A 24,089-nucleotide genomic window follows, 5' to 3' on the forward strand; every position below is an offset into this window, starting at 1 on the left:
CGAAAAGGGAGATTATGATGGAACTGATTGTTTCACATAATAATGTGGATTTTGATGGCTTGGCTTCCATGATAGCGGCGCAAAAACTTTATGCCAAGGCTGTGATGGTTTTTACCGGCAAGCCAAAGAGAAACGTCCAAGAATTCATGGCTTTGTATAAGGATTCCATCGATATCAAGAATCCCCGTCTGCTGGATTTAACGAAAATAGACAGATTGATTGTAGTAGATACAAAAAACGCAAAAAGAATTGGTCATTTCCAGGATATTGCGGGGCAACCATCCGTTGAAGTAATCATCTTTGATCACCATCCGGACACAAAAGATGACCTTCAAGCTCATTTCATGGAATCTGAAACCGTGGGAGCCACCACGACCATCCTTGTGGAACATTTAATAAAGAACGAAGTCGGCATTAATTCTTTTGAGGCCACTGCTTTTGCCTTAGGTATCTATGAAGATACAGGCTCCCTTTCTTTTGCCAGTACCACCGTGCGGGATGTGAAAGCTGCTGCCTGGTTATTAGAGCAAGGAGCGAATCTTAAAGTCGTGAGAAACTATATGGAGCGGCCCCTCTCCGAAGAGCAGCAGGACTTATTTAATATCTTACTAAAGGAAACAAAAGTATCTTCCTTTCACGGCATCAAAGTCCACATTGCTTCCTGCTTCTTCCCGGAATACGTAGGAGGCCTGGATTCATTAACCCATAAGCTGGGAGAAATATTTGATAGCCAGGTGGTTTTTACCCTCGTAAAAATGGATGACCGCATTCATATGGTGGGAAGAAGTAATTTGGACACCGTCTCTGTGGGCGGGATTCTGAAATATTTTGGCGGTGCCGGGCATGAAAAAGCGGCGGCTGCGACGGTAAAGGACCAGGACTTAGCCCAGGTATTAGGTAAATTACAGGAAATTCTGCAGGAAAATATTAAACCGGAAATTAGAGCAAGAGATATTATGTCTGTTCCTGTGAAAACTATTTCTCTCAATCAGTCCATTCATGAGGCGGGAAAAATTATGGTCCGCTATGGCCATACCGGATTTCCCGTGATAGACGGGGAAAAAATGGTAGGGATTATCTCCCGGAGAGATGTGGAAAAGGCCCAATACCACGGGCTGGGGCATGCTCCGGTGAAAGGCTTTATGTCCCGAAACGTAAAAAGTATTGAACCGGATACACCTTTATCCCAAATTGAACAATTAATGATCGAAAAGGATATTGGCCGGCTTCCGGTGCTGGAACAAGACCGGTTACTAGGTATTATTTCCCGTACCGATGTCCTGAGGGTGATTCACGGCGCTTCTGTGCCGCACCCTTTTCAATCGCATGATTTTTCATCCTGTTCTGTGCATGAGGAGGATAACTTATGGGAAAAAATGAGGGCAGTGCTGCCGTCCCCTGTTTTTTACCTCATTGAACAAATCGGATCCTATGGGGACAGGGAATGTGTGCGCGTATACCTGGTTGGGGGGCTGGTCCGGGACCTTTTATTAGGAATTCCTAACGTCGATTTGGACGTGGTGGTGGAAGGAGACGGCTTATCCTTTGCCCGGGTTTTGGCAGAAACTTTTCGGGCCAAAATATCCTTACATGAGAAGTTTTCCACAGCCACATTATATTTGCCCGATGGGCTGAAAGTCGATGTGGCCACGGCAAGGACGGAGTATTATGAGTTCCCGGCGGCTTTACCCGTTGTGGAGACAGGGTCCTTGAAACAGGACTTGTACCGGAGGGATTTTACCATTAATGCCATGGCGGTAGGCCTTAATCAGGATACCAGGGGACATTTGGTTGATTTTTTTTGTGGAAAATCGGACCTGGAGCAAGGAATTATCAAAGTTTTATATAATCTTAGCTTTGTGGAGGATCCTACCCGGATCATGCGGGGAATCCGGTTTGTGCACAGATATGGCTTCAGGATGGAACCCGAAACCAAAAAATTTGCTCTTCAAGCCCTGGAACAAGGTCTGATGGAAAAAGTGTCTTTTTCCCGGCTCAAAGAGGAATTTATGTTAATATTACATGAAGAGAACTTTGCCCTGATCTTAGAAAATTTAAAGGAAATGGGCTTATGGGAACGAATTTTTCCGGAATGGACAATCTCGGAAGAAGTGATCAAGCTTTTAAAAGAGATTCCCCCCACATGGAGTTGGGTCAAAGAATATCTGGCCCCTCTTGACTTAAACCTGGTGATTTTATTGGTGTTATGCCATCATTGCTCGGAAATGCAAATTAGAACCTTAAACGAAAAATTTTCCTGGTCCAAGTTATATCGGAGCGCATTAGAAAAAATTTCTTGGAACAAGGAGCGTATTTTTCAGGAGTTGGCGACAAATTCCTTGTCCCCCAGCGGGGTATTCAGCCTGATCGGCGACTTACCGGCGGAAGCGATCGTCTATCTGATCCTGGTCAGCGATTGCCGGCAGAGAAAGGTGATCCGAAATTATCTTGAGGCGAAAAAAAACTTGTTTATGCATATTTCCGGGGAAGATCTAAAATGCTTAGGTGTAAAGCCGGGACCCAGAATGAAGCAATTATTGGACCGGGTAAGGAAAGAACGTTTAGATGGAAATTTAATTTCCCGTGCGGATGAAATGACCTATGTGAAAGCATTAATTCAAAGAGAAAGAGGAGATTAAATGCCGTTTGGAAATTTACTAGATTTTCTCATTTATATTCCGGCGATCCTAATCGGGATCACCTTTCACGAATTTGCCCATGGTTTTGTGGCCTACCGGTTAGGGGATCCGACCCCCAAGGATCAGGGCAGACTTACCCTCAATCCGGTAGCACATTTGGATCCTTTAGGCACACTGCTGCTCTTGTTTGCTCATTTCGGATGGGCAAAACCGGTTCAGGTAAATCCCTACTATTTTGAAGGAGATAAAAGACGGGGCATGATGATTGTATCCCTGGCCGGACCATTTATGAACGTGGTTTTGGCCTATTTAGGAGCTCTGTTGCTGGGACTGGCGTTGCGGCAGACCATTCCAATCAACGACATCATGCTCAAGTTTCTTTCCGATCTGGTTCAAATCAATTTGATTCTCGCTGCCTTTAACTTAATTCCGGTTCCCCCCTTGGATGGATCCAAAATATTGGCGGGAATTTTGCCCAGAGAATCGGCAAATTTTATTTACCGCATGGAACAGTATGGCCCCTTAATCTTAATGCTATTGATCGTAACAGGACTATCTCAGAATATTTTTGGTCCCATCGTCAAATTTTTAGCGATGATCATATTTACTGCCACAGGAATTCCTTATTCATATTAATAAAGAAATCAAGGAGCGAAAAAGATGAAAAAAGGCGTCATTTTTAGTGGGATGAGACCTACAGGCAAACTTCATTTGGGACATTTAAGCGTGCTGGAGAACTGGGTGAGACTGCAAAAAGAATATGAATGCTATTATGGCATTGTAGATTGGCATGCCTTGACTACGGGATTTGAAGACACCACAGAATTAAAAGAAAATATTAGGGAAATGGCCTTTGACTGGTTAAGCGTGGGCATCGATCCGGAAGAGAGTGCGGTGCTTGTGCAATCGGATGTGAAAGAGCATGGGGAATTACATCTTCTTTTATCCATGATTACTCCTGTTTCCTGGTTGGAAAGAGTACCTACCTATAAAGAGCAAATTAACCAGTTCGGTCAGGTCGGTAAAGATATCTCTACCTATGGATTTTTGGGCTATCCTTTATTGATGGCCGCCGATATCCTTGTATACCGGGCCACGGCAGTACCTGTGGGGGAAGACCAGTTGCCCCATTTAGAACTGACCAGGGAGATTGCCCGGCGCTTCAATAATATTTATCAAACCGGTATTATGACCGATCCCCAAGCTATTTTGGCGAAAGTAAAGCTTTTGCCGGGAATTGATAACCGCAAAATGAGCAAAAGTTACGGAAATGATATTGCCCTCAATGCCAGTACCGAGGAAATTCATGAAAAAGTCTCCCAAATGGTGACAGATCCTGCCCGCATTCGAAAAACAGACTTGGGTCACCCGGAAATATGCACCGTTCATACCTATCACACTTTTTATAATGAGCATGAAGTGCCTGATATCTGTGCCCGCTGTACCACCGGACAAATCGGCTGTGTGGCCTGTAAGAAACAATTAGCAGCAAAATTAGACCAGTTTATTGCCCCGATCCGGGAAAAGCGGGCGGAATTGGCCGCCCATCCGGAGATGGTGGAGGAAATATTGCAAAATGGCGCCCAAAAAGCCCGGGAGAAAGCTTCTCAAACGATGGAACTTGTGAGGGAAGCTATGAGAATTTGATGAAATACCAAATCAAATTAGCAGTATTTGAAGGCCCTTTCGACTTATTGCTTCATTTAATTGAAAAAAATGAAGTAGATATTTATGATATTCCAATTGCGGAGATCACCCGGCAATATCTGGCCTATCTGGATGAGATGAAAAATTTGGATTTAGAAATTGCCAGCGAATTTTTGGTGATGGCCGCTACCTTGCTAGCCATAAAAGCCAAAATGCTGCTTCCGAAATCTCCAGGTGTTCCGGATGACCCGGGTGAAGGGGCGGCGGATCCTAGAAACGAATTGGTGGAAAGGCTGCTGGAATACAAAAAATTTAAACAGCTCGCGGATTATCTGCAGGAGCGGGAAGAACTGCAGGGACAAATTTATTTTCGGCCCAATGAAGAAGAGGCTTTTCTTTCCGCCTTTCTGGATCAGAACCCTTTAGAAGGGGTTACCCTGGAAGATCTCGTAGCTGCTTTAGAAATTGTTTTGATAAAAACGGCTCAGGAAGATGTGATCAAAGAAATTCCCCGGGAAGAGATCACGATTAAGAAAAAGATGGATGATATTACCGCTCTTCTTCTTTTATCACCCCAAGGGATCTCTTTTTTCGGACTGTTCTCTTTTCCTGTTTCCCGGGTGGAAATTGTGGTGCAATTTTTGGCCCTTTTAGAACTAATCCGGATGCAATCCATTAAAGTCAGCCAGCCCGTCAATGGTGGGGATATTATGATTTTTACCGGCTGAGAAAAATAATCATGTGAGGGAAACGGAGTGGTGGCTGAAATGGGGATACTTTTTAGCGAGGAAACCAGATCCGGAATGGAATGCTTATTATTTTTAGCAGGAGAACCCCTGTCCATAGAAAAATTAACGGAGGTTACGGGAGCCGATCAGGAGACCGTGACCATTCTCCTCCAGGAATTACAGCAGTATTATCAGGGAAGAGGGTTTGAACTGGTGGAAATTGCAGGGGGCTGGCAATTTTGTACCCGCCCTGAATTTGCTCCGATCATTGAAAAGTTTTACCGTCCCAAGGCAAATCTCTTATCGAAGGCGGCTCTGGAAACTCTAGCCATCATTGCGTACAAACAGCCTATCACCCGGGTGGAAGTTGAAGAGATCCGGGGGGTAAAAATTGACGGCGTGCTGAGTACTTTATTAGAAAAAAATTTAGTCCATGATGTGGGAAGAAAAAACGGTCCCGGACGACCCATTTTATATGGGACCACGGTTCAGTTTTTAAATTATTTTGGACTTAAATCAGTGGAAGAATTACCTAACCCGGATCATCTCTCGTCTCCCTCTTCCGAAGAAGAAATATCAAACGAATCGTGAGATGATAAAGTTTTTCTTTGCATCTTGACAAACTGCCCATGCATATATTGTTAATACATGATGCGGGGGGTATTACGGTGCAAAGAGAAAACATGTTACCCGTTGTTCAGGAATTATTTAACTGGAAGAACAGTGTTCTTTTGACCGGCAATCTGGTGCATTTGGAAAGGCTTTATTCCGGTGATTCTGCCGCGCAAAAGTCTTTGGAAAAAGAAAAAAAGGTTCTTTCCGCCAAGCAAAGATCCGCATCCGCCAGAAATGCTAAATATATCGGCCATGTCACCCAAGTTTATCCCGGTCGAGTGATCCGGTCCGGCAATGTGATCAAAATGAACGTTAACGAAATCATTACCTGGGGATTAATTGAATTCGGCCGTTTACGGTATGAGCGCCAGCAGAATTTTCACGAGCTAACTTTAGAATATCAAGGGCAATGGCTGATAAAAACTGATTTCTACCGGTTGGAAGCCGGTGTTGCCACGATTCCCCGGCCCGTGGACAAAAATCTTCGTTACCCAGGGCAGCCCCGAAATACCGGGACAAATGTCTTTCGGGGTCAAAAATATGATCGGGCAGCCGCAGTACGGTACGCGCAAAAATGGTGGAATAATTATAATCCCAGCTTTCATTCCTTCTCTGTAGATTGCACGAATTATGTTTCCCAGGTATTGTATGCCGGAGGCATCCCCATGACCTATACGGGCAAAGCCAATACCGGGTGGTGGTATTCAGGAAGCGGCACACCGGAGGATAAGTGGAGTTATAGTTGGACGGTAGCCCATAGTCTCCGCTGGTATTTGGCATCAGGCAAAGGTACCTTGCGCGCTGAACCCGCGGATTCAGCACAGCTGTTACTTCCCGGCGATGTCATCTGCTATGACTGGGACGGTGACGGTGTTTGGCAGCATAATACCGTTGTGGTTGGCTTGAATGGAGACGGACAGCCGCTGGTGAATGCCCATACCAATAACAGTCAAAATCGCTATTGGGATTATCAGGATTCTCTAGCCTGGACAGAAAAAACCAAGTACCTTTTTTGGCGAATCCTGTCCTGAAAGCCCAAGAAGGTTGCCAACTCTTTCATTCAAAAGCGTAAATACTTACGCTTTTTTTGCTGCGCGGAATACTTTAAGGGAGAAAGAGGAAAAATATTGTAATCATAGATAGGATGGGGTTTCTTACCAGGGGTGAGACAGGTGAAATTTGTCATTTTATTTTTCGTGCTTTTAGGGGCTGTTGTTACCATTAGTTGGATTCCCCTACGGTTTAGAATTCATTTTTGTAAAGAAGGTAAAAATGATTTTATCAGTGTTACCTGGCAGTTAATACCCGGGATTTGGGGTATCACGGCAGAAATCCCCTTTATTAAAATTTCTTCCGGGGCGATTTGGCCGGCGATAAAAATGATTGCCCATGTAGAAGGAGAAAAAGGCCGCCACTTATGGGAGGAAGAAAAAATCTTGGACTTAAATTTAACGAACATGAAAAAAATTATGGCCTATCTGCCGGTAATCATGGAAAATACAAGGGAATATAGAATACTTAGCAAATGGCTTCTCAGTAAAATAACGGTGCGGGAGTTTTCCTGGTTCACGGAAATCGGTACCAATGAAGCGGCAAATACAGGTATGCTAACAGGAATACTATGGTCTGTAAAGCCAATGGCTTTTGCCTGGTTTTATCATTACGTAAAGAAATTTACCCGGCCCCCTGCCATAGGGGTAATTCCCAATTTCCAGAAGCAAATCGCCGCCTCAAATGTGCGCTGTATATTTGATGTGCGTTGCGGTCATATTATCATTGGTGGAATCAAAGCCCTATACATTTTCAAGAGAAAAGGTGGTGATAAATTTTGAGTGACCATCCCATTGAAGCCTTAATGAAAACTGCCATGGAAAGTATCAAGGAAATGGTTGATGTCAATACAGTGGTAGGAGACCCCGTGGAAACCCCGGACGGAACGGTAATCATTCCTGTATCCCGTGTTTCATGCGGTTTTGCGGCGGGGGGAGGCGAATATGATGTTCATCCCCCGGAGGAAAAAAACCAGCCGGGGAAATTACCTTTCGGCGGGGGCAGTGGTGCGGGAGTTTCCGTTCAGCCCATGGGATTTTTGGTAGTGGGTCAGAATCAGGTTCGACTGCTTCCGGTAGATGGTAACATGGTAGTGGATCGGTTGATTGATGTAGCACCACAGGTTCTGAATCAAATTCAGTCTATGTTTCAAAAAGGAAAAAATTATGGCAGCAATCACATGAGTAACGGTAGTATGTAATGAAAAATCCTGAAAGACTTTTTTCGGGATCCGGCTACCGGTTAACCGGAGGCCAGGAGAAAATTCTTTCTCCCGGTATAAAAAATTTCATTGATTATCCAATAAAGCGCTTTTTTTGAGCGCTTTTTTCGTTATTTTCCGTATTTTGGGGGAAGGAATTTCTTAAGGTGATCTTGAATAAACAAGATTGTCTTTTTTATTTTGGCAAAAATAATTTGGTATTATTTGGTTGTATTTTGCGGAGGTGACAACTTGAAACGTTTTTTCATTTTTTTACTTACCTTGTTTACTTTTTATTGGGGGATTTCCGGCGTAGCATTTGCCGCACTGGAGTTGAGCGCTAAATCAGCCATATTGATAGATGCCAGTTCCGGCCGCGTATTATTTGAAAAAAACGCCCATGAGAGTTTACCTCAAGCGAGTACAACCAAAATTACCACCGCTCTTATAGCTTTAGAACAAGCCAAACTTACCAAAAGAATCCGGGTACCCGATAATTTTGTAAACCCGGGAGAATCCAATATTTATCTGGAGCCCGGAGAAGTCCAAACCTTAGAAGATCTCATGTATGCTTTACTTTTAAAATCAGCAAACGACGCCGCGGAGGCCATCGCAATCGGCATAGCGGGCTCGGAAGAAAAATTCGTCGCCATGATGAACGAACGTGTGAGAGAATTAGGATTAAAAAATACCCATTATACCAATCCCCACGGATTACATAATGATGATCATTATACATCTGCCTATGATTTAGCCATGATTGCTCGGGAAGCCCTAAAGCATAAGGAATTTCAGGATATTATCGTCACAAACCGACATCTTCTGTCCTGGCCGGGCCATGATTACTCTAGAGTAGTCTATAATGCCAATAAATTGTTGAAAACATATGAAGGGGCAGACGGGGTTAAAAACGGCTATACCAAACAAGCCGGAAACTGTTTGGTGGGGTCGGCAACCCGGGACGGCATGCAGTTAATTGCCGTTGTTTTACATTCAAATGGCATGTATGATGAGGTATCGGCCCTATTGGATTACGGCTTTCAGAATTACCAAAAGAAAAATTTTTATGGATCTCGTCAGTTGATTAAAGATATTATGGTTGAGGGAGGAAAAACAGAACAGATCCGGGTCTTCACAAAATCCCCTGTTTCCGTTGCCTTAAGAGACAGCGAAATCGATCAGGTGCACCCAAAGATTTACCTTCCGGACAGTATTAAAGCGCCTGTAAAAGCAGGTCAAAGATTAGGTGCTGTGGTGATTCAAATCAATAAGGACATGACCGTCACCACAGAACTAATTGCAGGAGATAGCGTAAACCAGAAATCGTTTTTTGCTTATTTGTGGTATAAATTTATCAGTGCCTTTGATTTGTTTTTAGCTTAGACCCCGAAAAAAGCCCTTCCAAGGGCTTTTTTGCTTGGTATATTTTATAATTTGTCCTCATAAGAATGCAACATCAGTATGTTGGGAAAGGACAAATAATTTTGGTCAATATTATTTGGTTAATCCTATTGCTGGCAGGAATACTGGTGGCAGGAATAAACGGACGGATCGAAGTGGTAACAGAAGCGGCATTCCATGCAGCGAAAACCGGCGTGGAAATCTCTATTGAAATCATTGGCATCATGACTTTGTGGCTGGGGTTGTTAAAGTTAGCGGAAAAATCCGGTTTGGTCCAACTTTTGGCTAAATTTATCCGTCCCTTAGCAATATTGTTATTCCCCAGCATTCCGAAAGACAGTCCGGCATTAGGCTCCATTATTATGAATCTAAGCGCAAATGTTTTAGGATTGGGAAATGCCGCCACTCCCTTTGGGCTGAAGGCGATGAGTCAGCTTCAGCAGTTGAATAGGAACAAAGATGAGGCCTCCGACGCCATGATTACTTTTTTGGCCTTAAATACCTCTTGTATTACTTTGATTCCTGCCATGGTCATCAGCCTCCGGGTAAAAGAAGGTTCCGCAAATCCTGTGGAAATCGTCGGAACAACCATTGTGGCCACCGCCTGCGGGACAGTGCTTGCTATGATTTCCGACCATTATCTCCGGAATAAGTATTACCGTAACCACAAGAGGTGACCGACATGATGTACGCCCTTACTCAAATATCCCGTTGGGCGATTCCTGCTCTTTTATTCATCATTCCGCTCTATGCCCACCTGAAAAAAGTAAGTGTGTATGAAGTTTTTGTGGAAGGGGCTCAAGAAGGAATTACCACAGCAGTAAAGATTTTGCCTTACCTTGTGGGAATGCTCATTGCGATTAGTGTTTTTCGGGCTTCAGGAGCGATGGATTATTTGGTGGGATTTTTGCACCCTTTAACCGCTTTATTAGGGATACCGGGTGAGGTTTTGCCGCTGGCAGTGATGCGGCCATTATCGGGGAGCGGGGCATTAGGAATTACGGCGGAATTAATCCATCAATATGGCCCGGATTCCTTTATTGGTCGTTTGGCTTCCACCATGCAAGGGAGTACAGACACTACTTTTTACGTTTTAACCGTCTACTTCGGCTCTGTGGGTATCCGAAAATTTCGTTATGCAGTTGCGGTAGGACTCATTGCTGATGTTACCAGCTTTATTGCTTCGGTGATTATTTGTCACCTGTACTTTGGAGGATAATATAAAAACAGATTCCATGTTAGGTTTCAGTGAGACGACAGCAGGCAAAGTTGCCTGTTTTATTTTTTATTGTTATAATTTTCCCAAAGCATATAGAAGTGAGGTGGCATTGTGGAAGAAAGACTGCAAAAAATTCTTGCCCATGCCGGTGTGGCTTCCCGGAGAGCCTGTGAGGAATTGATACTTTCGGGAAAAGTAAAGATAGACGGCCGGGTGGTCACAGAATTAGGTGTGAAAGCTGATCCTGAACAAAATGTCATCGAAGTAGATGGGAAAAAAATCACGGAAATGGAAAAACTGATCTACATACTTTTGTTCAAACCTGCCGGGTATGTTTCTACCGTGCACGACCCGCAAAAAAGACGTACTGTGCTGGATCTAATCAGCGGAATAAAGGAGCGGGTTTATCCGGTAGGAAGACTGGATTATGATACTTCCGGACTATTGATTTTAACCAATGACGGTCAACTGACCCATGAACTGATCCACCCTAGCCGGGAAGTAGAAAAGACTTATCGGGCCATGGTAAAGGGGATTCCCCACAGTGTCAGCTTAAAGAAACTGGCAACAGGAATTGAGCTGGACGATGGGAAAACCGCCCCTGCCCAAGTAAAAATAAAAAAGACAGACGGAGATCATGCTTTAATTGATATTACCATTCATGAAGGGAAAAACCGTCAAGTAAGGCGTATGTTTACCGCAGTAGGCCATCCGGTGATTTGGCTTAAACGGATCGCCTTTGGTTTTTTGGATTTGGGGAAAATGAAACCGGGAGAATGGAGATATTTAACCAAACAGGAAGTGGAGAGATTAAAAAGCCTGAGCAAGCCTAAAGGGCCGGTACCCGGGTCCCGGTTACCGGAGTCCGGGAAGACCCTATAGACAAACTCCTTACTTTTTTAAAAATCATGAAAAAGCGCCTTGCGCTTTTTTCACCTGACTTAATTGGCGTAATTCTCCCTAGGGTGGGAGTCCAACGCCAATTAAGTCATGCATTAGCAGTTCTCACGCTGTATTAGCAGTTCTAAAACTTGCTTCAATGATGGGGGTATAAGGGTTTACCCAGGTTTTTGCCCCATTTTTCCACAAATTCTCCTCCTTGTTCCGTGAGGATATTTGCTACTTGATTTACTTTATCCTGATTAGTTTCAATGAGGACCAGTGTTTTTCCTTGGTCCACCTGGTCTGTATAAAAGTCGGCTCTCTCCTCGGATAACCCATAGTGCATTAAGGCGCGGGAAATACCGTTTTCCGGTTCCCGCTGGAGAAGTCCTGCCAGAGGACCGCCGGCGCTGATCTTTCCAAAGTCGGGGATATCTATGGTACCAGCCCCAATTAATACCCATTTTAGATCCGCTAAAGGGTTTAATTCTTCTGCGGTCTCCGCGGCAAAATCTCCGCTTATTTTCCGTACAAGAGAAATTTCACTGTTTGCCAGCCTTTTTGTTTCAATTTCTTTGAGGGCTTTTGCCCCATGGGTATAATTAAAAAATACTGCCGTTACCGCCCGGTGCATACTCATCTTTCTCATCTCCGATCATTTTTTTTTGCCGTGCTGTTGGTAATATCATGAGATAATCTTTTGTTTAATATTCAATATTACGGCAAACAATATGAAAAAAAGGTGGTGACATCCATGCCGCAATGTTTAAGATGCGGAAATACTTCTAATTTTGGCAGCAGCCGGCTGCCCAATACTACTCCTTGGGTAAATGGCGCTGTTTCGGCACTTGTGGGCAATTTCTCCGGAGAGGAGGTGAATTACCTGGAAAACATGGGCACAACTTTGGAAAACTCTGAGCAGGCTTTTGCTCATCCGGAAAGATATTTCGATACCTGTTCCGCATGTGGTTCTACCGATATTATTTGGCCCTAATTTTCGGCAAAATTTTATCAGATAAAAGGAAGTAAAAATATCATCTAGAATATTTTAGGGGGAGGGGATCATGATGGAGAAAGAAAAACTAGAAAAAGGCCTCATCCAGGTTTATACAGGCAATGCCAAAGGTAAAAGCACTGCCTCATTTGGATTGGCTCTTCGGGCGGCCGGGCATGGATTTAAGGTAGTGATTATTCAATTCATGAAAACCGGATCATTTTACGGGGAAATCACCAGCTTTAAACGTTTAGCCCCCGAAATAGAAATATACTCTTATGGAAAAGAGGGTTTTGTCCATCGAAGAGGGGTAACGGAGGAGGATATTGCGCTCGCCCATAAAGCCTTAGCGCATGCTGAGAAGGTAATGCTGTCACCGGATACCGATATTTTAATTTTGGATGAAATTAACAATGCCCTTTACTTTCAACTGCTCACAATTCAAGAAGTGATCAGCCTTCTTGATAAGAAGCCGGAGCAGGTGGAAATTGTTCTGACTGGACGGAATGCCCCCGAAGAAATTCTGGAAAGGGCCCACCTGGTCACAGAAATGAAAGAGATTAAACATCCCTTTCACCAGGGAATTAACAGCCGGAAGGGTATCGAGTATTAAGGGCGAGGAGAGATCAGAAAAATGAAATTTGTGCGTTTTGAGGTAGAAAATAAATGGTCTTATGGCATATTGAAAAATGATATTGTCCATCCAGTCCAAGGTTCCATTTATCATGATTTCACGGAAAGCGAAGCTGCATACCGTTTAGATGAGGTAAAACTTCTTGCCCCATGTGAGCCAAGCAAAATCCTGTGTGTGGGCCTGAATTATTCCGACCATGCCGCAGAAGTCGGCCTGACCATTCCTAAGTGGCCGGTCATTTTTATGAAGCCCCCCACCACAGTGATAGGCCCGGAAGAAAATATTATTTATCCTTCTTCTTTTGTTAAACGTTTGGATTTTGAAGCGGAATTGGCTGTAGTGATCAAAAAGAAAGCCCGGTACGTGGCTGAGGACAAAGCCTTGGAATTTGTCTTGGGGTATACCTGCGGGAATGATATTACCGCGAGAAACCTGCAGCCCAAAGAAGGACAATGGACGGTCTCGAAATCATTTGACACTTTTATGCCTTTGGGCCCAGTGATTGTTTCCGATCTGGGCTGGGACAATTTAGATATTCAGTGTATCCATAACGGCATGGTGAAGCAGTCATCCAATACCCGGAACCTGATCTGGGGGGTGCCTTTTTTGGTCAGCTACTTAAGCCAAGTGATGACGCTGTTGCCCGGAGACGTAATTATTACCGGCACACCTTCCGGAATTTCTTCCATGGAACCGGGGGATCGGGTTTCTGTGTCAATCACGGGGATTGGGGAATTAAGAAATACGGTGGCAAAACAAAAGGAGAGAACCCAGTGAAAAATGTCATTGTCGTAGGAGGTGGGGCTTCCGGAATATTCGCAGCAGTGAAGGCCCGGGAAATGGGCGCACGGGTAACCCTGATGGAAAAAAACAACCGGTTGGGGAAAAAAATGCTTATTACAGGAAAAGGAAGGTGCAATATCACCAATGCGGGAACACTGGATGATTTTATCGCCAATATTCCCGGTAACGGCCCCTTTCTTTACAGTGCTTTTTCCCTTTTATCCAATCAAGATACCATGGACTTTTTTCACCGTTTAGGCGTGCCGACGAAGGTGGAAAGAGGGGACCGGGTATTCCCGGTATCCGACCGGTCTGCTGATGTGGTGGAGGCTTTAAAAACTTATTTGCAAAAAATTGGCGTATCCTGCAAATATCATCTGACAGTAGAAAGCTTGGCTATTTCCCAAGGGGTGATGAAAGGGGTTGATACGGCCCACGGTTTTTTTTCTGCCGATGCCGTGATTGTCGCCACCGGGGGGGCATCCTATCCCGGCACCGGTTCTACCGGAGACGGATATCAAATGGCCCGGCAAGCCGGCCATACTATTGTTCCTCTGAAACCTTCCTTGGTTCCCCTGGAAACGGTAGAGCCCTGGGTAAAAGAACTTCAAGGTTTGACCTTAAAAAATGTGAAAGTCACGGCCTGGGCCGACGGGAAAATTCTATCCAGCGAATTTGGGGAAATGCTCTTTACCCATTTTGGGGTTTCCGGGCCGGTAATTTTGTCTTTAAGCAAAGTGATTACGGCATCCTTAGATCAGCATCCCCGGTCACCGGTTCAAGTGATCATCGACTTAAAGCCGGCGTTGTCCTTTGAACAACTGGATCAGCGCTTGCAAAGGGATTTCCAAAAGTATTCCCGAAAGTATCTGGCAAATTCTTTCACCGACTTGCTCCCCAAGTCCCTGATTCCTGTTTTTGTGCAATTATTGCCCATTTCGGGGGATAAGTTTGTCCATCAAATTACGAAGGAAGAAAGGGGGCAGATCATCAAGGGATTAAAAGAATTTACCGTGACGATTAAAAAGCCCCGGCCTTTAGCGGAAGCTATTGTCACCTCCGGAGGGGTTAGTGTAAAAGAAATCAACCCCAAAACCATGGAGTCAAAACGGGTGAAAGGTTTATTCTTTGCCGGAGAGGTTTTGGATATTGACGGGTTTACCGGAGGCTACAACCTGCAAGCCGCTTTTTCTACCGGTTTTGCCGCAGGCAAGGCAGCAGCCGAATAAAACAGTTGTCCATCGCATATCTTATAACGATAAACGTTGTTTAAGATAGGCGGGAGTGATTACTTTGAATAAACGGAGCTGGGAAGAAAAACTGTGGATCATCGTCGACAAAGGAGAAAAGATACTCCTCAGAGTGATCATTGTAGGTTTTGTTGCTTTAGTAGTTGTTCAATCCATGCTTACCAGTGATTCCATGCGGTTTTATTTAAGCTGGGCCGAACGTTTAGAGGGTCAACCCTTGCAAGAGTGGTCCAACCCTTCCGCACGGGTGATGGAATCCGAATCGACGGTTTTTGCTTACTTGACCGTGGAACTTGCTGATTTTTCTTCTTTAGCCAAAGCAAGAATTTTGATCAACGGCACAGAGGTTGCTGATTTCAGAAACAAACAGGTAACCATCAAGGTGTACCCGGATGATTTGATTGAAATCGACGGTTCTTTTTATGACCGACGATTAAAGTTTGAAATCATCGGCGTGTCCGATTCTATTGGGGAACCGACGCTTCATCAAGTGATCCAGACCTACCGCTCCGTGACGTCCTTGGGAAAAGTAAAGTTTAAATAAGTATTGCTATTTTGGCCATCTCTTCTTATAATAGGATTGTAGGATGGAAGGATGGTGATATAATGGTTGAATATTACACTCCTACCTGGAGTGTTTTTTTATTATTTTCTCCTTAAAATAAAATATTGGTTTGATGGCGAAAGGAGGCAAAGGGCCTTGACTTCATCTGGAAGCAAAAAAGTAGCATCAGCGGCCATTAAAATGGCGTTAACGGAAAGCCGGGAAGAGGAAAAGGATTTAAAAAAAGTTTATCAGGACCAGGGTATTCGAACTGCTGCAGTAGATTATGGGGGAGAATTTCTGTCATCGGTATCAAAGGTGATTGAACGTGCTGTGGTAGCCGCCAAAAGAGAAGGAGTCATCAAAGATACCCATTCCGATGAAGGCGCTGTGGCAGGAGCAACCCATGAAGCCTTATCTCAAATCATGCCGAAGAGCATCGGCTTAAATATCGGCGGCAAAATAGGCATTGCCCGGCAGCATGATCATGTGAGTGTGGCGGTATTTTTTGGCATCGGCATGATTCATTTGGATGAGGTAGCCGTGGGCTTGGCTCATCGAGCGGTATCGGAGGGAAGATAATGCCAGTACGGGGGATAAGAGGAGCAACATCTGTGGAAAATAATTCCCGGGAAGAAATCAGTCAGGCCACCAGGGAACTGCTCAGCATGATCATTGAAAAAAATGAGATCTGCTCGAAGGATATTGCCAGTGCTTTTTTTACGGTAACGAAGGATTTGAATGCGGAATTTCCCGCCCGGGTTGCCCGGGAAATGGGTTGGCAAACCGTCCCCATGATGTGCGGTTGGGAAATGGACGTGCCGGGAGCCTTGAAAGGGATTATCCGCATCATGCTTCATGTTAATACGGAAAAGTCTCAGAAGGAAATCAAACACATTTACCTGAAAGAAGCCGTGAAGCTTCGTCCTGATTTAGTAGGGTAGGTGAAAACATGCGCCTGTATTTTACCGGAATCACCAGTGTGGAGGATGCCCGAAAGGCCGTGGCATGGGGTGCCGCAGCCATTGGTATCAAAATGGGATACCAGGAAAGAGATGTCCACCCGGAAAAGGCCCGGGAGATCTTTTTAAAACTGCCGGTTTTTGTTTCCCGAGTGGGAATTTTTGCGAATGAGAAAAGATATGCCATTCAAGAATTAATTACCTTTTGCAGGCTGGACACCCTCCATTTTATTGGCAATGAGCAACCTCAGGATGTGGCACGCTTCCAGGAGCATGTGCTCAAGACCTTTAAGGAAGAGGAATTTGCCTCTATTGCGGACTATCCGGTTGAAGGAATTGTCTTACATGGGAAAACACACACCTTATTTCAAGAAAAACCTACTCTTTTTCAGGAAAAACTGTGCATTCTCACGGGACTACGTTCTGAAAAAGAATGGTGTGCGGCGGTAAAAAGCTGCCGACCTTTTGCTCTTCAATTGGATTTGTCCGATTTAAATGATGAAACGATAGAAAAACTGTTGAAATTATCATAACGAAACTGTGTTTATTCCCATGAATGGGACATACTGATCTTAAGATAAGGGGGAACGTATCATGATTGTGGTGATGAACCACGGGGTAAAAGATAATCAAATTGAAGCAGTGGTTTCCCGTTTACAAAACGAAGGTTTTAATATCCATCTTTCCAAAGGAGTAGAAAGAACCATTATCGGTGCGGTGGGAGACAAAACCAGGTTAAGCTGTATCGCCATTGAAGCCATGGCGGGAGTGGAAAAGGTAGTGCCGATTTTACACCCCTATAAATTAGCCAGCCGGGAGTTTAAACCGGAAAGAACCGTGATTCGGGTCCATGGGCTGGAAATAGGAGGGGACCAGGTACAGATCATGGCCGGCCCCTGTGCGGTGGAGAGCCGGGAACAGCTTTTGGAAACCGCCCACATTGTCCGGAATGCCGGGGCCACCATCCTCAGAGGCGGGGCTTTTAAACCTCGGACTTCACCTTACTCTTTTCACGGCTTGGAAGAAGACGGCTTAAAAATATTGGCGGAAGCACGGGAAGCTACCGGGATGCCCATTGTCACTGAAGTGATGGACACAAAAAGTGTGGAACTGGTGGCGGAATATGCCGACATTTTACAGATCGGGGCCCGCAACATGCAGAATTTTTTTCTTTTAAGAGAAGTGGCCAATACCAACAAGCCGGTTTTATTGAAACGGGGTCCCTCCGCCACCATTGAAGAGTGGATTCTGGCTGCGGAGTACATTATGGCCGGAGGAAACCGTCAGGTTATTTTCTGTGAGCGGGGCATCCGCACATTTGAAACAGCGACAAGAAATACTCTGGATTTAAGCTCCGTGCCTTTAGTAAAGAGCCTGACCCACCTGCCGGTGATTGTTGATCCCAGCCACGGCACAGGAAAATGGGCTTTAGTGACCCCGATGTCTAAAGGGGCCATCGCCTGCGGGGCCGATGGTTTGATGGTGGAAGTCCATCCTCGCCCGGCAGAAGCCCTGTCCGACGGACCCCAGTCGCTGACCGAAGAAAATTTTACGAAGCTTATTTCCGAAGTAGAAACCATCGCTGCCGCCCTGGGACGCCCCTTAGGCCGGCTGTAGGGTAAAGGGTTATGATGAATCAAATTACCATCATAGGGCTAGGTCTAATAGGGGGTTCCTTAGGCCTAGCCCTTAGTAACAGTAAAAAGATTCCTCAGGTAGTGGGATATGACATCGGACTTTCCTCCATTCAGGAAGCCGTAGCAAAGGGGGCGGTTCACTGGGGTACCACTGGATTGAAATTGGCTGTTGAGCATGCCGATGCAGTACTTTTAGCTGTTCCGGTGGGTCAAATGAAAAAGATTGTGCAGAATATTCTTCCTTTCTTAAAAAATCATTGTATAATATTTGATGTTGGGAGCACCAAGAACGATTTACTGCAGGAGCTTTCCCCCATGATTCCTCCTAAGATCTATTTGATTGGGGGACATCCTATGGCAGGTTCGGAGAGAGCCGGTATTTCCGGGGCACATCCCTATCTATTCGAAAATGCCATATTTGTGCTTACTCCCCAAGGACATTCAAATGAGCAAGCGCTGAAAACCGTAGTGGAACTGGTGGAACTGGTAGGCGCCAAAGTCAAAATGATGTCACCTGAAGTGCATGATCAGATCGTGGCCGGAGTGAGTCATTTACCTTATTTGGTGGCTGTTTCCCTTGTTAACACGGTGCATGAGCTGTCGGAAGAGCTTGTCGATGCTCCCTTATTGGCCGCCGGTGGCTTCCGGGACACCACACGGATTGCGGGGGGAGACCCTGTGATGTGGCGAGATATTTCTCTGTCCAACAGGGATAATATTATTAAGATGATTGATTCGTTTGAGAAACATTTAGCAGAAATAAAAAATACTTTAGAAATAAGGGATGAAAATAATTTAATCCATACTTTTACCCAGGCCCAGAAGAACAGGGAACAAATCCCCATCACTTACAGGGGGGCTTTACCCGAGGTCTATGAGCTTCTGGTCACGGTTCCTGATCAGCCGGGCATGCTATCCATCATTACCGGCAGTCTGGGAAACAGGTCGGTAAATATCTCTGAGATCGAGGTCCTCCAGGTCAGGGAAAACCAGGAAGGAACCATCCGCTTGGCTTTCCAAAAGAAAAGCGATTTGGATTGCGCGTTAGATATTTTGTTAAAGCAGGGAATCCCTGTTAAAAGGAGATAGATGATGAACGAAGTCATAAAAGGAATTTCCGGGAAAATTCAAGGGACCCTCTCTGTTCCCGGAGACAAATCCATATCTCACCGGGCGGTACTTTTAGGCAGTATTGCGGAGGGCCGTACAGAAATAGAAGGTTTCTTAATGGGGGAAGATTGTTTAAGCACGGTGGCCTGTGTGAGAAAGCTGGGCATCGAGGTGGAAACCCTTGCCCCGGGCCAGCTTCATGTTTTCGGCAAAGGACTCTTCGGTTGGCAGGAACCTAGAGAAATCTTGGATGCCGGGAATTCGGGCACCACCATGCGCTTGATGTTAGGGCTCTTAGCGGGCCATCCTTTTCATGCCGTAATGAAAGGCGATGCTTCTTTAAGCAGCCGCCCCATGGCTAGAGTGGTCGATCCCCTGCGCGCTATGGGTGCCAGGATAGACGGCAGGAATGAAGGGAAAAATGCTCCCTTGTCCATTCGGGGAGGAAATCTCCACCCCATCACCTATTCCTCTCCTGTATCCAGTGCTCAGGTAAAATCAGCTGTTTTACTGGCCGGGTTGTTCACGGAAGGCGAGACCACCGTGATCGAACCCGCCAAATCCCGTGACCATACGGAAACCATGCTGGCCTCTTTCGGCGCCCAAGTGAAGACAACGGGTTGTATCTCTACCGTCAAGGGCCTGCCCCGTTTAAAGGGTGAGAAAATTATGGTTCCGGGAGATATCTCCTCCGCGGCATTTTTTTTGGTCGCAGCGGCAATTACTCCTGGGTCGGAGTTAATGCTGAAAAATATTGGGGTTAATCCTTCCCGGACCGGCATTATTGATGTTCTTAAAAGAATGGGTGCCCAGATCACTTGTCAAAACGAAAGAATAGAAGCCGGAGAACCGGTAGCGGACATCCAGGTCAAACATAGTCATTTGCAAGGTATTACGGTAGAAGGCGACGATATTCCCCGCCTGATTGATGAAATACCGGTTTTAGCCGTGGCAGCCGCCCATGCTACGGGGACCACCGTGATTAAAGATGCGGGTGAACTGCGCGTGAAGGAAACCGATCGAATCATCAGCGTGGTTTCCCAGATGGCTGCTTTGGGCATGGATATTGAGCCGCGAGAGGATGGGATGGTAATCAGGGGAGGTCGGACCTTAAAAGGCACGGCCGTCAATAGTTTCCATGACCATAGAATCGCCATGGCTTTGGCTGTAGCAGGCATCTCGGCGGCAGGGGTAACAACGATTGAAAATGCCGAAAGTGTAAAAATATCTTTCCCCGGTTTTTTTGAGATGTTAAAATCTTTTTAATGATCTTACGGAGGAGCAAAATGGCAAAAAAAACAATTGCCATTGACGGGCCGGCGGGGGCGGGAAAAAGCACGGTAGCCCGTTTGGTGGCAAAACGGTTAAATTATCTCTATATCGACACCGGCGCCATGTATCGAGCCATCACATACAAGGTCATGCAGCAAAAAATACCCCTAGATGATCATCACGCGCTTACGGAACTGGCCCAAAACACGAATATCAAACTAATTAATAGGAATGGCAGGAATTTGGTTTTTTGTGACGAACATGACGTTACAGAACAAATCCGGGACCCGGAAGTTTCAAGAAATGTGTCCTTGGTTTCCTTAGTTCCCGGGGTGCGTCAAAAAATGGTCCAGCTCCAGCGTGAGATGGCCAGGGACGGCGGTGTGGTGATGGATGGCAGGGATATCTGTACGGTGGTATTGCCTGATGCCGACTGTAAGATATTTTTAACAGCCTCTGTGGAAGAAAGAGCCTGGCGAAGACGGAAAGAGTTTGAGGTAAAAGGCTATCCCATTTCTTGGGAAAGCGTCAAAGAAGATATTATGCAACGGGATTTACTGGATTCCCAAAGAGCGGTAAGCCCCCTTGTGAAATCACCGGATGCTTATTTGATTGACACCACCGGCCTGACGATAGATACGGTAATTAAGAGAATATTAAACCTTTGCCTGGGGGACGATTAAGGTGTACAGCTTTCTAAAAGGATTATTTACGTTGGTGCTCATTTTATTGGGACGGTGGAAAGTAAAAGGGAGGGAGCACATTCCTTCATCGGGCCCTCTGGTCGTTGTGTGTAATCACCGGAGTTATTGGGATCCCATTTTAGTGGGATGTGCCCTAAACCGGCAGGTACATTTTATGGCCAAGGCAGAGCTTTTTTCTTATCCCCTGCTGGGGACCGTTTTAAATAAAGTTGGCTCTTTTCCTATCAAAAGAGGGCAATCGGACAGAAATGCTTTAAGAACTGCCATAAATTTGCTGAAAGAAAATAAGATCATTGGGGTATTTCCTGAGGGCACAAGGAGTAAAACAGAAAATCTTTTGCCTTTTAAACCAGGTATCAATATGGTGGCCTACAAAGCCCAATGCCCCATTCTGCCTATGGCAGTAGTAAATTCAAGGAAAGTTCTTTTAGGCTGGTTTTATGCGGTAGAAGTGCGAATTGGTAAACCGATCGCATTTGCCTCCATGGATCAGCGGCCTTCTTCCGAAGTTTTGGAAGATCTCAGTGAACAGATTCGGCAGGCTGTCTCTGATCTGCTCAAATAAAACTGAAATACCGTTTTTTTTATCCTTGTGCAGGAATAATCTTTTTTTTACCGAATTGAAATAATGTTTGGGAAAAAAATGTATAAACTAATTAAGGTAGGTTTTCTTAGGGGTGAAACAGACCATTGCGGATTACGGTAGCAGAAAATGCCGGTTTTTGTTTTGGCGTAAAAAGAGCGCTGCAGTACGCGGAAGAGGCTGCAGCCAAGTTTGGTGAAGTTTTTTCTTTGGGGCCGCTCATTCATAACCCACAAGAAGTTGAGAGATTGGCTCATCATGGCATAAAATGGGTTAATGATATCAACGAGGTGGAAGGGAGACATGTGATCATCCGCTCCCACGGCGTAAGCCCCGAAGTATTTTCCGCTTCCAGTGAAAAAAATTTGGAGGTCATCGATGCTACCTGTCCCTTTGTCAAAAGAGCGCAGGGATATGCGAAATATTTGGCTGAAAAGGGTTTTTCTATCGTCATTGTTGGTGATAGAAACCACCCGGAAGTGGAGGGAATTATCGGATGGTCTAATCATACCGCCCTTGTTGTAGAAAGTGCTGAGGAAGCGGCAGAAATCCCCTTAGGAGAAAAAGTAGGGGTAATCGCTCAAACTACCCAGCCGGAAAACAGCTTCCAAAAAGTAGTTGAAGTACTCCAAAGGAGAAACCCTCAACTAAAAGTTTTTAATACAATTTGTCATACTACGGCCGAACGGCAAAACGCCGCTGCCGCACTGGCAAAAAAAGTCGATGTCATGTTTGTGATTGGCGGATTAAATAGTGCCAATACCAAAAAGCTGGCACGTATCTCCAGAGAAACCGGTACAACTACTTTTCATGTGGAAGAGGCATCCGATATTGATGTTTCTTGGCTAACGGGTGTAGAGAATGTCGGCATCACGGCCGGAGCGTCTACACCAGATTGGATTATTGAGGAGGTATTACAGAAGATGATGGAAATCAACGAGCATGAAGAACAAATGACACCGGAAAACAGTAACCAGAGTGAAATTCCGGAACAAGAGCTGACCCCGGAAGCACCCGAGGCAGAACCCACCCAACCGGAGACATCTTTTGCGGAGGCCTATGACGGCGAAATTAAACAAGTACGTCGAGGCGAAAGAATCTGTGGCACAGTGGTTCAGGTTCGGGATGGGGAAGTTTTAGTAGATGTAGGAAGCAAGTCTGAGGGAGTGATTCCCAGATCCGAGCTGTCCTTCTACGAAGCGGAAAACATACATGACGCCATTAAGGTAGGCGATCAAATAGAAGTTCTTGTCCTGAAAAGAGAAAATGACGAGGGTCATCCGGTGTTGTCCAAAAAACGTGTAGACCAAGAAAAAGTCTGGGAAAATCTGGGGAATGCCTGTTCATCCAAAGAAATTGTTGCCGGAAAGGTGATCGAGGTAGTAAAAGGCGGATTGTTAGTTGACGTAGGTGTGCGGGGGTTTGTTCCTGCATCCCTGGTCGATCTTGGCTATGTGGAAGATTTGTCCTCCTATGTGGGAAAAGACTTGCGCATGAAAATCGTGGAATGTGACCGTTCCAAAAACAAATTGGTTCTTTCTCCAAAAGCCGTTTTAGAAGAAGAGCTGCAAAACAGGAAAGCAGATACCTGGGCCAAATTAGAGGAAGGAATCACGATTAAAGGTGTGGTGCGCCGGCTTACCAATTTTGGTGCTTTTGTTGATATCGGAGGCGTCGATGGGTTGCTCCACGTCTCAGAAATGGCCTGGTACAGAGTAAATCATCCTTCTGATGTTTTGAAAGAAGGAGATAGTCTGGAAGTCTATGTTTTAGGAGTGGATAGAGACCACGAAAAAGTATCCTTAGGTCTGAAGCAATTGCTGCCCAACCCGTGGACCAATGCCGGAGAGAAATACCCTGTGGGATCCATCGTTGATGCAAAAGTGGTGCGTATAGCTCCTTTCGGTGCTTTTGTACAAGTTGAACCGGGTATCGAAGGACTGGTACACATTTCTCAGCTGGCACCCCAAAGGGTGGCCAAAACAGAAGATGTGGTGAAGCCCGGAGATCAGGTGAAAGTAAAAGTATTAGGTATTGACCTGGAAGCGAAAAGGATGAGTTTAAGTATTAAAGAAGCGAGCGGCGTCACGGTAGAAGAAGAGAAAAAAGAAGAAAATGTGGTGATCCCGGAAGAGGAAGGGCTGGGTGTGACCATCGGCGATATGCTTAAAATTGACGGGGAATAAAAGTTACCGGCTCGCGAGACGAAAATTTTGATACTTTTATGCACCAAA

General features: G+C 45.3%; 27 protein-coding genes. 26 read left to right on the plus strand and 1 reads right to left on the minus strand.

Annotated elements, in window-relative coordinates:
• Positions 1-14 precede the first annotated feature (14 nt).
• The 12 genes from DCMF_RS04235 to DCMF_RS04290 all read left to right on the plus strand — a co-directional run bounded on the left by DCMF_RS04235 (position 15) and on the right by DCMF_RS04290 (position 11,382).
• A complete protein-coding gene (locus tag DCMF_RS04235) occupies positions 15-2,639 on the plus strand; it encodes a CBS domain-containing protein (RefSeq protein WP_214659083.1) in 2,625 nt (874 codons plus the stop codon).
• Positions 2,640-3,275 carry a site-2 protease family protein gene (locus tag DCMF_RS04240; protein ID WP_148133267.1) on the plus strand — a complete coding sequence of 212 codons (636 nt, stop codon included), beginning with the start codon at positions 2,640-2,642 and terminating at the stop codon, positions 3,273-3,275.
• 24 nt (positions 3,276-3,299) lie between these two features.
• Positions 3,300-4,286, plus strand: a complete 987-nt coding sequence (gene trpS / locus DCMF_RS04245; RefSeq protein ID WP_148133268.1) for a tryptophan--tRNA ligase — start codon at positions 3,300-3,302, stop codon at positions 4,284-4,286.
• Positions 4,286-5,014, plus strand: coding sequence for a segregation and condensation protein A (locus DCMF_RS04250; protein WP_148133269.1), 729 nt, complete (start codon positions 4,286-4,288; stop codon positions 5,012-5,014). Before trpS ends, DCMF_RS04250 begins: the two co-directional genes overlap by 1 nt.
• Positions 5,015-5,041: 27 nt before the next feature.
• Positions 5,042-5,605: an SMC-Scp complex subunit ScpB gene (gene scpB, locus DCMF_RS04255; protein ID WP_335582382.1), complete on the plus strand. Its 564-nt coding sequence runs from the start codon at positions 5,042-5,044 to the stop codon at positions 5,603-5,605.
• Positions 5,606-5,682: 77 nt separating this feature from the next.
• Complete coding sequence (locus DCMF_RS04260) at positions 5,683-6,660, plus strand: amidase domain-containing protein (RefSeq protein ID WP_214659084.1); 978 nt, start codon at positions 5,683-5,685, stop codon at positions 6,658-6,660.
• Between the two features lie 141 nt (positions 6,661-6,801).
• Positions 6,802-7,461, plus strand: a complete 660-nt coding sequence (locus DCMF_RS04265) for a DUF2953 domain-containing protein (protein WP_148133270.1) — start codon at positions 6,802-6,804, stop codon at positions 7,459-7,461.
• Positions 7,458-7,880: a GerW family sporulation protein gene (ytfJ, locus tag DCMF_RS04270; RefSeq protein WP_148133271.1), complete on the plus strand. Its 423-nt coding sequence runs from the start codon at positions 7,458-7,460 to the stop codon at positions 7,878-7,880. Before DCMF_RS04265 ends, ytfJ begins: the two co-directional genes overlap by 4 nt.
• Positions 7,881-8,132: 252 nt before the next feature.
• Complete coding sequence (locus tag DCMF_RS04275; protein ID WP_148133272.1) at positions 8,133-9,263, plus strand: D-alanyl-D-alanine carboxypeptidase family protein; 1,131 nt, start codon at positions 8,133-8,135, stop codon at positions 9,261-9,263.
• Positions 9,264-9,364: 101 nt separating this feature from the next.
• Entirely contained in the window at positions 9,365-9,958 is a 594-nt protein-coding gene (locus DCMF_RS04280; RefSeq protein ID WP_148133273.1) for a nucleoside recognition domain-containing protein, read from the plus strand.
• An 8-nt stretch (positions 9,959-9,966) separates the two neighbouring features.
• Positions 9,967-10,500 carry a spore maturation protein gene (locus DCMF_RS04285; protein ID WP_214659376.1) on the plus strand — a complete coding sequence of 178 codons (534 nt, stop codon included), beginning with the start codon at positions 9,967-9,969 and terminating at the stop codon, positions 10,498-10,500.
• Positions 10,501-10,611: 111 nt separating this feature from the next.
• The gene (locus tag DCMF_RS04290) at positions 10,612-11,382 is read left to right on the plus strand and encodes a pseudouridine synthase (RefSeq protein ID WP_214659085.1); all 771 of its coding nucleotides are present in this window, start codon (positions 10,612-10,614) and stop codon (positions 11,380-11,382) included.
• A 154-nt stretch (positions 11,383-11,536) separates the two neighbouring features.
• On the opposite strand, the gene DCMF_RS04295 is transcribed toward DCMF_RS04290, so the two are convergent.
• Positions 11,537-12,022 (minus strand): hypothetical protein, encoded by a 486-nt coding sequence (locus DCMF_RS04295; protein ID WP_148133276.1) that lies wholly within the window; start codon positions 12,020-12,022, stop codon positions 11,537-11,539.
• A gap of 114 nt (positions 12,023-12,136) precedes the next feature.
• Between DCMF_RS04295 and DCMF_RS04300 the strand changes: the two genes are divergently transcribed.
• The 14 genes from DCMF_RS04300 (at position 12,137) to DCMF_RS04365 (ending at position 24,041) form a co-directional block, all read left to right on the plus strand.
• Entirely contained in the window at positions 12,137-12,376 is a 240-nt protein-coding gene (locus DCMF_RS04300; RefSeq protein WP_148133277.1) for a hypothetical protein, read from the plus strand.
• 73 nt (positions 12,377-12,449) lie between these two features.
• The gene (gene cobO / locus DCMF_RS04305; protein WP_148137733.1) at positions 12,450-12,989 is read left to right on the plus strand and encodes a cob(I)yrinic acid a,c-diamide adenosyltransferase; all 540 of its coding nucleotides are present in this window, start codon (positions 12,450-12,452) and stop codon (positions 12,987-12,989) included.
• A gap of 21 nt (positions 12,990-13,010) precedes the next feature.
• Entirely contained in the window at positions 13,011-13,787 is a 777-nt protein-coding gene (locus tag DCMF_RS04310) for a fumarylacetoacetate hydrolase family protein (RefSeq protein WP_148133278.1), read from the plus strand.
• Positions 13,784-15,022 (plus strand): BaiN/RdsA family NAD(P)/FAD-dependent oxidoreductase, encoded by a 1,239-nt coding sequence (locus tag DCMF_RS04315; protein WP_148133279.1) that lies wholly within the window; start codon positions 13,784-13,786, stop codon positions 15,020-15,022. Before DCMF_RS04310 ends, DCMF_RS04315 begins: the two co-directional genes overlap by 4 nt.
• 64 nt (positions 15,023-15,086) lie before the next feature.
• The gene (locus tag DCMF_RS04320; protein WP_148133280.1) at positions 15,087-15,587 is read left to right on the plus strand and encodes a hypothetical protein; all 501 of its coding nucleotides are present in this window, start codon (positions 15,087-15,089) and stop codon (positions 15,585-15,587) included.
• A gap of 156 nt (positions 15,588-15,743) precedes the next feature.
• On the plus strand, positions 15,744-16,169 hold the full coding sequence (locus tag DCMF_RS04325; RefSeq protein ID WP_148133281.1) for a HutP family protein: 426 nt from the start codon (positions 15,744-15,746) through the stop codon (positions 16,167-16,169).
• Positions 16,169-16,531: a chorismate mutase gene (aroH, locus tag DCMF_RS04330; protein ID WP_148133282.1), complete on the plus strand. Its 363-nt coding sequence runs from the start codon at positions 16,169-16,171 to the stop codon at positions 16,529-16,531. Before DCMF_RS04325 ends, aroH begins: the two co-directional genes overlap by 1 nt.
• A gap of 8 nt (positions 16,532-16,539) precedes the next feature.
• Positions 16,540-17,082, plus strand: a complete 543-nt coding sequence (locus DCMF_RS04335) for a beta/alpha barrel domain-containing protein (protein ID WP_148133283.1) — start codon at positions 16,540-16,542, stop codon at positions 17,080-17,082.
• 61 nt (positions 17,083-17,143) lie between these two features.
• The gene (gene aroF, locus DCMF_RS04340; RefSeq protein WP_148133284.1) at positions 17,144-18,166 is read left to right on the plus strand and encodes a 3-deoxy-7-phosphoheptulonate synthase; all 1,023 of its coding nucleotides are present in this window, start codon (positions 17,144-17,146) and stop codon (positions 18,164-18,166) included.
• An 11-nt stretch (positions 18,167-18,177) separates the two neighbouring features.
• Positions 18,178-19,275: a prephenate dehydrogenase gene (locus DCMF_RS04345; protein WP_148133285.1), complete on the plus strand. Its 1,098-nt coding sequence runs from the start codon at positions 18,178-18,180 to the stop codon at positions 19,273-19,275.
• Positions 19,276-20,562 carry a 3-phosphoshikimate 1-carboxyvinyltransferase gene (gene aroA, locus DCMF_RS04350; protein WP_335582383.1) on the plus strand — a complete coding sequence of 429 codons (1,287 nt, stop codon included), beginning with the start codon at positions 19,276-19,278 and terminating at the stop codon, positions 20,560-20,562.
• Positions 20,563-20,582: 20 nt separating this feature from the next.
• Positions 20,583-21,251: a (d)CMP kinase gene (gene cmk / locus DCMF_RS04355; protein ID WP_148133286.1), complete on the plus strand. Its 669-nt coding sequence runs from the start codon at positions 20,583-20,585 to the stop codon at positions 21,249-21,251.
• A 1-nt stretch (position 21,252) separates the two neighbouring features.
• Positions 21,253-21,837 carry a lysophospholipid acyltransferase family protein gene (locus DCMF_RS04360; protein ID WP_214659086.1) on the plus strand — a complete coding sequence of 195 codons (585 nt, stop codon included), beginning with the start codon at positions 21,253-21,255 and terminating at the stop codon, positions 21,835-21,837.
• A gap of 125 nt (positions 21,838-21,962) precedes the next feature.
• On the plus strand, positions 21,963-24,041 hold the full coding sequence (locus DCMF_RS04365) for a bifunctional 4-hydroxy-3-methylbut-2-enyl diphosphate reductase/30S ribosomal protein S1 (protein ID WP_148133288.1): 2,079 nt from the start codon (positions 21,963-21,965) through the stop codon (positions 24,039-24,041).
• Positions 24,042-24,089: the final 48 nt, after the last annotated feature.

This window comes from Candidatus Formimonas warabiya (assembly GCF_002777255.1).
GTDB lineage: Bacteria > Bacillota > Dehalobacteriia > Dehalobacteriales > Dehalobacteriaceae > Formimonas > Formimonas warabiya.

Bases quoted from the DNA above. Each gene is read 5' to 3' on its own strand.
- DCMF_RS04235 (WP_214659083.1), top strand. From the start codon at position 15: ATGATGGAACTGATTGTTTCACATAATAATGTGGATTTTGATGGCTTG.
- DCMF_RS04240 (WP_148133267.1), top strand. From the start codon at position 2,640: ATGCCGTTTGGAAATTTACTAGATTTTCTCATTTATATTCCGGCGATC.
- trpS (WP_148133268.1), top strand. From the start codon at position 3,300: ATGAAAAAAGGCGTCATTTTTAGTGGGATGAGACCTACAGGCAAACTT.
- DCMF_RS04250 (WP_148133269.1), top strand. From the start codon at position 4,286: ATGAAATACCAAATCAAATTAGCAGTATTTGAAGGCCCTTTCGACTTA.
- DCMF_RS04285 (WP_214659376.1), top strand. From the start codon at position 9,967: ATGTACGCCCTTACTCAAATATCCCGTTGGGCGATTCCTGCTCTTTTA.
- DCMF_RS04295 (WP_148133276.1), bottom strand. From the start codon at position 12,022: ATGAGTATGCACCGGGCGGTAACGGCAGTATTTTTTAATTATACCCAT.
- DCMF_RS04300 (WP_148133277.1), top strand. From the start codon at position 12,137: ATGCCGCAATGTTTAAGATGCGGAAATACTTCTAATTTTGGCAGCAGC.
- cobO (WP_148137733.1), top strand. From the start codon at position 12,450: ATGGAGAAAGAAAAACTAGAAAAAGGCCTCATCCAGGTTTATACAGGC.
- DCMF_RS04310 (WP_148133278.1), top strand. From the start codon at position 13,011: ATGAAATTTGTGCGTTTTGAGGTAGAAAATAAATGGTCTTATGGCATA.
- aroH (WP_148133282.1), top strand. From the start codon at position 16,169: ATGCCAGTACGGGGGATAAGAGGAGCAACATCTGTGGAAAATAATTCC.
- DCMF_RS04335 (WP_148133283.1), top strand. From the start codon at position 16,540: ATGCGCCTGTATTTTACCGGAATCACCAGTGTGGAGGATGCCCGAAAG.
- aroF (WP_148133284.1), top strand. From the start codon at position 17,144: ATGATTGTGGTGATGAACCACGGGGTAAAAGATAATCAAATTGAAGCA.
- DCMF_RS04345 (WP_148133285.1), top strand. From the start codon at position 18,178: ATGATGAATCAAATTACCATCATAGGGCTAGGTCTAATAGGGGGTTCC.
- aroA (WP_335582383.1), top strand. From the start codon at position 19,276: ATGATGAACGAAGTCATAAAAGGAATTTCCGGGAAAATTCAAGGGACC.
- cmk (WP_148133286.1), top strand. From the start codon at position 20,583: ATGGCAAAAAAAACAATTGCCATTGACGGGCCGGCGGGGGCGGGAAAA.